This window comes from Paenibacillus sp. FSL R5-0912 (genome assembly GCF_000758605.1).
GTDB lineage: Bacteria > Bacillota > Bacilli > Paenibacillales > Paenibacillaceae > Paenibacillus_AQ.
On record NZ_CP009282.1, the window covers coordinates 4,104,555 to 4,116,947 of the forward strand.

The 12,393-nt window shown below is 56.5% G+C and carries 3 protein-coding genes; all 3 read right to left on the reverse strand.

Features of this window, described 5'->3' with window-relative positions:
* Positions 1 to 5 precede the first annotated feature (5 nt).
* Complete coding sequence (locus R50912_RS17380) at positions 6 to 683, reverse strand: MBL fold metallo-hydrolase (protein WP_039291928.1); 678 nt, start codon at positions 681 to 683, stop codon at positions 6 to 8.
* Positions 684 to 824: 141 nt separating this feature from the next.
* Positions 825 to 3,383, reverse strand: coding sequence for an alpha/beta fold hydrolase (locus R50912_RS17385; RefSeq protein WP_042236669.1), 2,559 nt, complete (start codon positions 3,381 to 3,383; stop codon positions 825 to 827).
* Positions 3,380 to 12,361, reverse strand: a complete 8,982-nt coding sequence (locus tag R50912_RS17390; protein WP_042236671.1) for an SDR family NAD(P)-dependent oxidoreductase — start codon at positions 12,359 to 12,361, stop codon at positions 3,380 to 3,382. The genes R50912_RS17385 and R50912_RS17390 overlap by 4 nt, the downstream gene beginning before the upstream one ends.
* Between the last annotated feature and the right edge of the window lie 32 nt (positions 12,362 to 12,393).

The window sequence follows — 12,393 nt, forward strand, 5'->3', positions numbered from 1 at the left end:
GCAGCTTATTTGAAATCAAAAACTCTGGCATTGTTCTTTCTGTTCCTGTATTTCACAAAATGATTGATGTCATCGATTTGGAAATACAGATTTCTTTTATAGAGATAGCTCATCTCTTTGCCCGGCGGATCGCCGAAGGAATGGCCCGGGAAAACACGCACATGTGCCGGAATCAGCCGGATCAGCCGGTGGATGCTGTAATACATATCCTCTGCCGAGCCCCCCTCGCTGTCGCATAAGCCGCAGCCTTCGATAAATACCGTATCCCCGGAGAAAAGGTTGTCTTCACCCCAGTAGCAGACACTTCCCTGCGTATGCCCGGGAGTCACCAGACAAGTAATCTGGGTGTCACCGATACGTATCCGGTCCATGTCTTCAACGGTTCTGAGCCGGGTGCAGCGGTATCTGTAGTAGTCCGCCTCTGTTCTGGAAATATAGACCGATGGGTGATAGAGCATTTCCAGTTTTTTGACCATATTGGTGTGATCGAAATGAGAATGCGTCAGCAGTACAGCCTCCAGGGAAGCGCCCTGCTTCTCCAAAATCTGAATCATCTGCGATACATCCCAGGACGGATCAACAACAAAAGCTTTACGGGAGGTCTTGTCAATTCCGAGATAAGCGTAGTTAGAAAAAGTCATACACTGCGTTTTGATGGTAAACAGATCATACGTTGCTTCCATGTCCGCCTCCTCGAAAATCTGGTTTGTCATATTTCCACAATTTTCTTGATGAATCTACTAAATTATCATCTACGATTTCCTTCAATGTCAATGAATGTTTATGCTGTATAATGTTAAAATTAGTATCATATTTTTGAATTTTTACCTTTTATGCGCTGCGACAAGAACACAGTCGGCCATAAAGCGCCGTTCATCGTCGCCAGGGAAGACCTGAATGTCCTGATAACCGGCATTCGTGAATACTTTCTCCCAGGCATACGGGTCAATAATCGGAGATTTATCGCGCAGGCTCCGGTCCTCGAACATCCACCAGCCTTCCGCCAACCCCCAGACCATATCCACCCAGCGCAGGCGTTTGCAGGCCTCAATCAGCAGCATCAGACCATCCGGCACAAGCAGCTGCCGCAGATTAGCCAGCGTTCCGCCGATATCTTTAGTGGCATGAACCACATTCAGCCCGAGCACAACATCAAAGCTGTACAGTGCCAGGCCCTGCTCCGCCGGATTTTTGCTGATATCAAAAGTCTTAAAGCGCAGGGAAGTGAATTCGGGCTCATCCTTCGCCTTGTTAATAAAATACTCGCCGATATCGGTGAAATAGTAGTTCACATTCGGGAGTTCTGCCAGATCCAGCAGCTGCCGGGTCAAGAGTCCGGTTCCGCCGCCGACCTCAAGGATATTAAGCGGCCCGCCGCCTCCATCCCTGGAGATCAGCATGGAGAGAATATCATGCACCACCCGGGCATAGACCCGTTCCCTGCCATGCTCCACGGTATCCCGGTTGCTCCGCTCCAGGGCGTCAGAGCTGCCCTTAGGGAACAGCACGCTGACCGGAGGGACCCGTCCGCTAAGCGCATCCTTATAATTGCCGGTGCAATAATCCAGGAACTGGAGCATCCCCCGGAACTCAGGGAAATCCTGCAGACAGGCCTCATACAGCTCCTGCGGCTGGGGAATCTCCGCTTCGGCCTTGATGAATTTGACGCGGCTGTTCAGCAGCTTCACTACACCGTCTTCTGCCAGCATGTCGATCATGCAGTCCAGCAGCTTGGTATACCCGGGGAGGATCTTCAGCCGCTTCACCCACTCTGTCCGGTCATGAATCGTGCCGGGAGTGGTGTCGAGACCGCACTGCCTGATATAACGGTAGGCATAGCTCATGCACAGCTCATTCAGACGCTCTTCCAGTCCCTCGTAGCCTTCGATTCCCCGTATATTCAGCTCTGCTCTACGCAATTGCTCAGCATCCAGAATTTGCGCATAGCTGTCCCGCAGGCTGAAGGGTTCAGCCTCCGGCCGGAAGATGAACTCTTCCATCGCCCGGTGCAGCTGCTCATGATGCGTCATGAACAGGAAGTGGGCGGCATCTTCCATTTCAACGCAGCGGGCCCCCGGAATTGCAACTGCCATTTCCTTGGATTGCCGGGTATTGATGATGGTGTCGTTCTTGCCATAAACGATCAGTACAGGCACCTGAATGCGGCCGATCAGCTGGATGGTCGAGTAGCTTTTGTGATTGCCGGGCAGATAATATTCCATGTACTTCGTGAAAATCTGCTTGTTGATGCTCTTCCCGTATTCCATCAGCTCCAGGGAATCCAGTCCCCGCTCGACTGCTTCAAGATCCTTCTTCATCGCTGCGTCGGCATTCATTTGCGGATTCTCATTGACGATTTCATAGATGGAGCTGACCAGGATCAGGCTGGAAACCCGCTCCGGATACTCCACGCTGAACGTTTGCCCGACGAGTCCCCCCCAGGAAATGCCGACAAAATCCACCGGCCCACTCACTCCCAGATTGTCCAGCACCTCCGCAATCACCTTGACCCTGTGCTCCAGCGAGTAATTGTCAATATCCTCACTGAGTCCGCAGCCCGGATTATGGATACTGATGACCCGGCAGCGGCTTGAGAAATAATCGAGCTGATGCAGAATCATCGGCGAAGCCATACCCACACCTCCGACAATGACCAGCGGCTTGCCCTGACCGGAGATTACTACCTCCATCTTCTGACCGGCCGAGGTATTCACCAGCAGCTGGATGTATTTGTGCGGGACGCTATCCAGCTCAGCAGTGGACAGCGGAGGATAACCCGTCCCGGGAGCGTTGATGGAGGAGTCGGCAAGCTTGCTCCAGAAGTCGAGGAAAAAGGTATCTGCACTGTTGACCAGCCACAGGAAATCCTGCCGGGCAGGGATCAATTGCCCAGTCTCAGCGGGGCTTTGAGAAGGCAGGTGGCCCGTTGGCTGTACAGCAGGCTCCCCGCTGAAGCTGACGTCTGCACCGGAGGTTTGGGTCAGTAGAAACCCGGTTAAGGTGTGGATTGTGCTGTATTCAAAGAAGACATCCAGGGGAAAGCTGAATCCCAGCTTCTCTGTCAGATAGCTGTGAAAGGCCGTGAAGCTGATGGAATCAAACCCAAAGCTTTTCCAGTCGGCATCCGGGTGGATTTTGCCCGCCGGTACCTTAAGCAGCGTGGCTACTCCCTCCACCAGGAGCTTGTTCAATTGCGAGCCCAAATCCTGCCGGTCCCCAGGAACCGCGTTAAGCGGATCCTCCTGAATCGGCGGCTGCGGCTGATGCTGTGGCTGGCCTGCAGGACGCTGACTGTTCTCCCTGATGATCTTCAATGCTTCCTCCGGAGACATTTGCTGGTTCTCCACCAGCTTTAACAACTGCATTCTCGAATAGGTGCTCATTCCAAGAGATCCCCCACTAACAGATTTAAGTTCTCGGCGCTTATTTCCCCTTTGTGTACCTTGTTCAGCCACAGCAGCAGCTGATCGTCATCCAGAACAACAGGCTCTTCTTCCGCATGTGCTCCTGCTTCCGGAGTATGAACCGGGCTTAGGACAGATTCTGGCGCGCTTATGCGGTCCGGTCCGGGCAGCCAGTATCTCTCCTCATCAAAGGCATACTCGGGAAGCGGCGTCTTGCGCAGCGGCTGCGGGTACCAGGCCGTCCAGTCGATGGCAACGCCCTGCACCCATAGCTGGGCAATCTTGTCCAGCTTCTCTCCCAGCAGCAGCTCATTCATGAACAAGCGGCTCTCCTCGCCGTCGAACAGCTTGCTGAGCGCCGAGCGCTGGCTGCTCTGTCCTTCATGTATGCCCGCCTGATCCTGCTTCCCGGACAGGTACATTCCCAGCTTCCCGTGAAGCGTGCTCAGGCTGTCGGCCACAATGGCCAGCCGTTCCGTCATCTCAGCGCGTCCGGTCTGCAGACTGTAAGCCAGCTGCTCCAGGGAGAGGCTGTCCGGCAGAGCAGTTCCTTCCAGGTGCACTACACTGCGTCCCGCCGCGTAGTAATTGCTGATCCCGCCGGGGTCGTGCTGCAACAGGAACATCACCAGACTGTTCAGCGAAGAGAAGCCGTACACGGCGTCCTTGAATTCGAGCGAGAATTTGTCCTTCAGCAATTCCAGCAATTGCACGTTCTTGACCGCGTCCAGTCCGTATTCCTCAAGCTCTGCCGCAGGATCAATGTCCTCACCGTCAAGAACCATCACCTGCCGGAACAAGGCGATGACATCGCGCCGCAGGCTTGTTTCCAGACTGTGGGCGTTGTCCTCCGCAGGAAGGGCCGCCTCTCCCGCAAGGCTGCGGGCGACAAAGGCCTGGAGTCTGCGGCTGTTCTCCTTTAGACTGCTTTGACTTTTGGCAGACAGGATAATGATGTGCCGGGAGCGACTGTTTGCAGGCAGCTCAACCGGCGGATTGCGGTATTCTTCCAGAATAATATGCGCATTGCTTCCGCCTACACCGAAAGCGCTGATGCCCGCCCGGCGCGGAATCTCGCTGCCCCGGCTGCCGGTGAGCGGCTTCCATGGGGCTGTATGCGCTGCAATGCTTAGACCGCTGCCTTCCAGCTTGATATAGGGATTCAGCTCCTTGAAGTGGATATTGCCCGGAATCTTCCCGTGCTTCATGGACAGTAGCACTTTGCTTACACCCGCTATGCCAGCCGCCGATTCCAGATGGCCGATTGCTGTTTTGACCGAGCCGATTACGCATTGCGGCAGCTCTGATTCCAGCTTGCCCCACTCTTGATACAGAGCCTTGAATGCCTTTTTCAGTCCCTCTACTTCAATCGGATCGCCCAGGCTGGTGCCTGTTCCGTGCGTCTCAATATAAGTGACCGTGGAAGGATCTATGCCTGCCCTCTCATGTGCGCGGATAATGACTTCCGCCTGGGATTTGGCATTCGGGGAAGTAATGGAATTCGACTTCCCGCCATGATTGACCGCCGTCCCCCGGATTACGCCATGGATATAATCCTTATCCCTTAGCGCGGCAGACAACGGCTTCAGCAGCAGCGCCCCCGCTCCTTCGCCTCTCACATACCCGTCGGCGTCCTTGTCGAAGGTCTTGCATTTCCCGTCCTTGCTCAGCATCCCCAGGCTGCTGCCGGCAATGAACAGGTTCGGGCTGGCAATCAGATTGATTCCGCCTGCGACTGCATAGGGGCATCCTTCATGCCAGATCGACTCCACCGCGCGGTGGATGGCTACCAGCGAGCTGGAGCAAGCCGTATCAACCGGTTCGCTGGGTCCGCTCCAGTTGAAGAAATAGGAGATCCGGTTCGTCAGCATCGTGCGGGTCAGCGTGGTGGCAATCTCATCCTTCAGCAGCAGCTCCTGATAATCCCCATTCGATACCCCGATGTACACCGAGGTCCGGGTTCCCGACAGCTGCTCCGGCTTGTAGCCCGCATTCTCGAGCGTATGCCATACGGTCTGGAGCATATGTCTTTCCTGCGGGTCCATCTTCTCCGCTTCCACCGGCGAAATGCCGAAGAAGAGCGGATCAAAGGTGTCGATGCGCTTAAGGAAAGCACCGTATTTCACATCGGTTCTGCCCGTCTCCCGGCGCGGGTCGCCGTAGCGGTTCTGCCAGCTCCAGCGGTCTTCAGGAATGGTCGTGACCATGTCCTTCTGTGCTTCCAGATTGGACCAGAACTGCTCCAGATTGTCCGCTCCGGGCATCATCCCGCTCATGCCCACGATAGCGATAGGCTCCTTGGTGTCCGGCAGGGCACCGGTGTTCCGCCCTGAACGATCCGCCAGGTCCGGGAACAAGGAGGGATCCGGTTTGCGGTGCAGCAGCCTGAATGCAGTCTCCGGCTGAAGGTACGGGTGCGGCGCTTCCGCTTGCAGAGCCTGAACCGGGAGGCGTTCGCCGCCTCGTTCCGTCGGGGCAAAATGAAGGTCGATCACCGTCCGGTATTCACTGTATATCGCTTCCGCAATGGCAGCCGGAGTAGACTGCTCGAAGAACAGCGTTGGTGTAATCTCCACTCCTAAGGCCCTGTTGATGGCATTCGACAGCTCAGTGAACGAGATCGAATCAAAGCCAAGCTCACTGAGATCGGAATCCCGGCTGACCTCGCTCCGGCTGCTCTTGAGAATATCCGCCATGATGCCGATGAGCGCTTCCTCCAGCTGATGGCTTTGTCCGTTATCCCCAGGCGCAGCGGCCGCAGCGGTGAAACTGCCTTCCGGCTGCCGGCTTTGCCGGCTGGCCTGGCGAAGTTGGCCGGTGAAGGTACGGATGAGCTTCTCCCTGTCTCCCGATACCGCCATCACCTGATCCTCCCGGAAGGACAGGCTATCTTCCAGGGCCCGCAGTCCCTGTTCATCGGACAGCGGGTTCATCCCGAACTTTGACCACAGCAATTCCCTGGTAGCGCCGTCCACCTGCATGCCGCCATTTTCCCACAGGGACCAGTTCACTGCGGTATCGCTTCTGCCCCGCTTCTCATTCATCAGCGCCACATAATGATCCAAAAAGCTGTTGGCATAGGCATAATCGCACTGGCCGATATTTCCGACTAAGGCGGTTGAGGAGGAGAAGGGCACGAACAGCAGCTCCGGATTTTCCCGTGACAACGCCCGGTACAAATATACCGTTCCGTATACCTTGGGACTGAGCACATCGGCAAAATCCGCCATGTTCTTCTTAACCAGCAGCGAATCCTTGATTACACCGGCGCAATGAATGACTCCATCCAGCTGATTAAACAAATTCTTAACCTCAGCTACCGTAAGCTCCACCGCTTTCGCATCGGCCAAATCCATCGGAAGATAGACCGCGTCTGCACCCAGCGACTTCAGCCGCTCAAGCTTGGCCGGGTCACCTTCCGGGCTTCTGCCGCACAGCACCAGGCGCGCCTGGTAATTCTCTGCGAGATGCTCGGCAACCCTATAGCCCAGTCCGCCGAGTCCGCCGACGATCATATAGACGCCGCGGGCCTTCAGCCTGCGCGTACGCTCCCGGGGCGGCTGTGCAGGAATTAACTGTCGGGTATATCTGCAGCCCGCTTCATATTTCACCTCATGCTCAGGCTGGCTGGCTGATAACTCCTGTTCCAGCACATGATTCAACCTCCTGTGATCCTTAATATGGATCAGGCTGCCCTGCAATTTGGGACTCTCCAGCACGGCTGAGCGGAAGAAGCCGGACAATGCGCTATAAGCGGCCACTGTTTTCTCATCGCGGTATATGCAGAACAGTCGGACCGGGCTTTGAAACCCGAAGGAAGCCAACCATTTGGACAGATGGAACACGGGATAGACGTCCTGAGCCACACACTCTCTGACCGTCCGGGCGCCTGTGCCGCTAAGCAGATAAACAATCTGCAGCTTCGTATCCTCAGCAATGCCGCAGGCTTTCGCCAGTCTCGTATAACTCTCCGGATCGGCTGGATCAATCTGAAACTGATTAACGGCTAGTGCCTTGTACACTGAGCCAAAGCTTACCCGTACAGCTGGGTCCCCAAGTGAGTTTGTCATACTCGCCTCCTTCTCCGCCAGAGCGCCGCCCATGAGCAGTAGTCTGGTTCCCGGAGCAGACGGCAGCGCAAGTGGATCTATGGGACTCTCCACCCAGCCAGGGGTCAAATAGACTAGCTCACTTCCGGCGAAATTCGGCTGCAGCAATGCTGCGGAGGCTCCCGCCAGCGGGTTCACCTGAAACGGACGGATGGCAAGCTCCCTCATTCTTGAAACCACTTGTCCTGCTTCTGCCAGAAAAGCGATATCGAATTTCAGTCCCTGACCCGGCGAACGCTGAACATAGGCGTAGGCAGGCTGTACTGAAGCATCCAGAATTTCGAGCTGTCCCAGCACGAACGGCACAAACAGCACCTGCCGGTCAATCAGCCCGGTCCGGTAGGCAAAAGCCACCGCAGACTGCAAGCCTCCGTCGGTCAGGGTCGGGTGCAGCTGATAATGATCCAATGTGGTCATAAGATTGTCCGGAACAGCCAGCCTGGAGACGGCTTCAAACGGATTGCAGTACAAAGCCTGAATCCCCGAGAACCGGCTGCCCAGCTCAGCGCCCAGGCTGCCCAGCAGCTCATAATAGGCACGCGCTTCCTGTTCGCCTCCGCTGCTTCTGCCGATTAAGGCGCTGATATCCAGGCTCTCCTGCCGGAAGTTCCCGGAAGAACCCAGCTCCAGCTTGCCCTGGGCATGGTCCACCCGCTGCCCGCCTTGCTCGGAGTAAATCCTGAAGTCAATCCCTTGGGGTCCGGGCTGCACAGCAGTTCTGACCAGTAACGCTTCCTTGTCCACAAGCACCGGAGTCGACCAGACCACATTGCGGATTCCGGTTACAACATGCTTAGGATCGGCCAAGGCTCCGGCTGCCCGGACCATCTCCAGATAGACAACGCCTGGCAGAACATGCCCATGATCAGCCAGATAGAACTCGTCGCCCTGAAAGGTCTTCCCGAACTCCTGTTCATACAGCGTCGACAGGTTGCGGTCGATCAGGGCGTGCAAGGCTGGCTCCGAGACCACCGTCTTGACGGAAGCGGGGTCTGCCTTCTTCAGCGGCATCCAATACCGGGTCTGTGCAAATGGATAGCCAGGCAAGGAAACTCTCGCCGGACGCTGATTCCCATATAGCTCGGTCCAGGAAATACGGGCTCCGGTTGACCAGGCCTTGGCGAGGGTAACGTGATCCGTAGCCGCCAAGGCATGGGCGATAACCGCTTGTGAATAGTCCTCAGCTCCTGTCTCTGAACGGGATTTCTTAACGCTGCCCGTGTACAGGCCGGATGCTTCATATCCGCCGCAATAGGCGGCAAGCCTGTCCCGCAGCTCCTCTGCAGTGGCTGCGACGATAGCCAGCCGTTCCTCCAGCTCTTCACGTCCCACCTGGAGCGTGTAGGCGATCCCTCGCATATCTACAGCCTCAGCTAGAGCGCCGCGGAAGAGTGCGGCGTATTCGCGCAGCCGGTCACGATTCTTGGCCGACAGGAGGAATACTACAGGTTCATCCGCAGTTTGAGCAGGAGCCGCAGACGGCACATACTCCTCGATGACGGCATGGGCGTTCGTGCCGCCGAAGCCGAAGGAGCTGACACCTGCGCAGCGTGGTAAGAACTGGCCGGACGCGTTCACCTTGGCCTCCCAGGTCTTCGTGCGTTCCAGCACGTAGAACGGGGAGCCTTCCAGTTGAATGTAAGGATTCAGCTCCTTGAAATTCAGGTTACCCGGCAGCTTGCCCCTGGAGAGGGAGAGCAGAACCTTAATCACTCCGGCAATACCGGAAGCCGGCTCCAGATGCCCGATGTTCGTCTTGAGCGCGCCCAGACCGATCTGCGGACCGGGGCACGGAGCCTGGCCCCGGCTCTGGTAAAGCTCGGAGAAGGCTTTTTTCAGCCCGTTGATTTCCACCGGGTCGCCCAGCTCCGTTCCTGTTCCATGCGTTTCGATATACGATACCGCAGCCGGATCTACGCCCGCTTCGGTGAAAGCCTGCACCACCAGCTCAGCCTGCGCATCCGGATTGGGAGCGGTAAGGGAATGCCCCCGGCCGCCGTGATTCTCGGCTGTGCCTTTAATAACGCCGTAAATGTGATCGCCATCCGCCACAGCCTGATCCAGCGGCTTCAGCACTACAACGCCGACGCCTTCTCCTTTGACATAACCGTTCGCACTGCGGTCAAAGGTTTTGCACTGTCCCTCCGGTGAGAATACCCCCATAACTCCCGCACCTACATAGGTATTGGGATCAAGCATCAGGCTCACCCCGCCGGCCAGCGCAAGGCTGCTCTCGCCGTGCTGAATGGATTTCACCGCCCGGTGCAAGGCTACGAGACTGCTGGAGCAGGCGGTATCAATTGATTCACTGGGCCCTTTGAAATTGAACAGGTAAGAGACGCGGTTGCTGAGCAAGGCCGTTGCGTTGCCGATGCTGGACTGGGCCTGAATCTTCTCCATATTCGCGGACAATAACTGCTGGTAATCGGTAAATTGTACGCCGGAGAATACACCCACCGGCTTCCCGGCAAGTGTAGACATTTTATAACCGCTGTCCTCCACCGCTTTCCAGACCGCCTGAATATATAATCTGTGCTGCGGGTCCATCAGCTCCGCTTCGCGGGGCGACAGCTGGAAGAACTTGGCGTCAAAGGTATCATGGCCGCCGATAAAGCCGCCCCAGCGGGAATTGGTGCGGTTCTCAGCCTGCGGGTCGGTGCTGTAATAGGCTTTCCAGTCCCAGCGGTCTGCAGGAATCTCCCGGATCTGACTCTCCTGGCGATCGAGGAAATTCCACAGCTCCTCCGCCGTGTCCGCACCCGGCAGCTTGAAGCTCACGCCAATCACCGCCACATCCCGCCGCGCCGAAGCTTCCGGCACGGCCTTGGTGCGGCTGGTCTTGCTGCGGCCGGAGAATTTCTGTGCCAGCGGCAGCAGCGCAGGCGGCTGTGCTTCCCCTGCACCTGCTTCTATGGAGCGGGGCAGACCGGCAGGATCCTCCTGCGGAACAGATTGCGGTGCCGGAGCGGTCTGTGGCTTCAGCTGAATTGCCTCCTGTGCGGGCAGCGGTGCAATACGTATCTGCTGCTCAAGTGAACCAGTCACAAGAGTCGCCGCTGCATAATGAGCCTGAACCTCCCGGCTGAATTCCTCCATCAGGAACGGGGTCAGCTCGCTCAGTGTGGTTTTGGCGAAAAAGACAGCCGGAGACAGTTCAATTTCATACAGCTCGCTTAACCCGTCAGCAAATTCCTTCAGTGAAATCGAATCAAAGCCGAAATCGCCCATGTTCTCCTCCGGATTCAGCTTGCCGGGCTGTGTCTGCAAAATTTGCGCCGCCAGGTGCAGCACATCGCGCATTACCTGTTCTTCCATGGACTCGGTTGTATTCCCCGTATGCTCCTCCAACTTAGCTATTCCTCCTCTGGCCTGCTCGGCCTCCTTCGGCTTCAGCCTCAGCTGCGTTTCCAGCCTTGTTCGTTCCCCGTACACTACTGCAGCTTGCTGCTCCTGGCCTGCCAGGATGGCTTCAAAAGCACTGATGCCCAGCGCCTCTGTTAAATACCCCATTCCGGAAGTCTGCAGATAGAGCTGTTCCCCCTGATTGTCCAGGTGCATTCCGCCCGCTTCCCATAGCGGCCAATTCAGGCAGAGGCTTCTGCCCTGCCGTTCGCCCTTCTCGGTCTTTTGCTGCCTGCGGCGGCAAAACCGGTCCAAAAACCGGTTCGCCACGGCATAATCACACTGTCCGAAATCACCAAGCAGGGATGAAGTTGAGGAGAAGGCGGCAAAGAAATCCAGCGGCTCCTGCTGCGTGGCTTCATCCAGAGCAGCAATACCCGCGATTTTCGGCTGGAGAATCTCTGTGAAGGCGGCCGTGCTTTTCTGAAAAATAAGCTGATGGCTCGCTTGTCCCGCCGCATGAATCACACCGTTAAGGACTCCGTAATGCTGCTTGGCCAGACGGACTGCCGAATGCACTTCAGCGAACTTCGCAATATCGCAGGTCAGATACAGCGCGTCTCCACCGGAGGCACGCAAGGCCGCCAGTTTATCCTCCAATGAGGCTGTAAGCGGACTTCTTCCCAGCAGAACCAGCTTCGCCCGGTAATTCTCCGCGAGATGAGTGCTCAGAATCATGCCCAGCGCACCGGCTCCGCCGGAAATCATATACACGCCGCCTTGCTTCAGAAGAGCAGGCCCGTCTGTCCCCAGGTTAAGCTCGCTGAACCGCTGCTCCAATCGGCAGCCACCCGTATATCTCACTTCATGTGCAAAAGCAAAGCGGGTCAGCAGGCTTTCCTCCCGGATGAGTTCCGCCAGATTCGTTTCTCCACCTTGCAGCCCGATATGGGTGAAGCGAAGACGCGGATATACCCGCTGCAGCGAGCTGCCGTAGGCTCCCAAAGCTTCGATTGCAGGCTGCTCTCCGCCGCCGCTCCGGGATACGGACAACCAGCGGATATTCAGCCGCAGCTTCAGGGCATGAAAGGCCTGGACCCAATGAAAAATAGTGAAAATAGCACCGGTGTCCGGCGGTGTCAGTAAATCATCCGGCGGCGCGGTATTCTTCCAGAGCATCGCCATATAGGCGATTTGCAGGTTGTCCATGGCAGCTTCAGCCAGCACAGCGGTATAACCCTGCTCCACCGCAGGATTGATCGTGTACGTATGACCGTCCTGTTTGTGAAAGGAGTTTCCCGCCAGCACGGTAATTACAGTGAAATCCCGGCTGAGTTCCTTCGCTGCCGCCTGGCCCTCCATGTCCTCTGCCTCCATAAACAGCAGCATTGCCTTAGCCTCTTCCTTAGAGGGGATCGCCCGGGCTTGCGGAACGGGGGCGGATTCCGCCCACAGCTCCTGGAAATAGATTAATTCCTTACGGTCTTCCGGTTTGTCCATGCTCATTGTGCTGACCACCAACCTATGTTTGATATGCT

Bases quoted from the DNA above. Each gene is read 5' to 3' on its own strand.
- R50912_RS17390 (WP_042236671.1), bottom strand. From the start codon at position 12,361: ATGAGCATGGACAAACCGGAAGACCGTAAGGAATTAATCTATTTCCAG.
- R50912_RS17385 (WP_042236669.1), bottom strand. From the start codon at position 3,383: ATGAGCACCTATTCGAGAATGCAGTTGTTAAAGCTGGTGGAGAACCAG.
- R50912_RS17380 (WP_039291928.1), bottom strand. From the start codon at position 683: ATGGAAGCAACGTATGATCTGTTTACCATCAAAACGCAGTGTATGACT.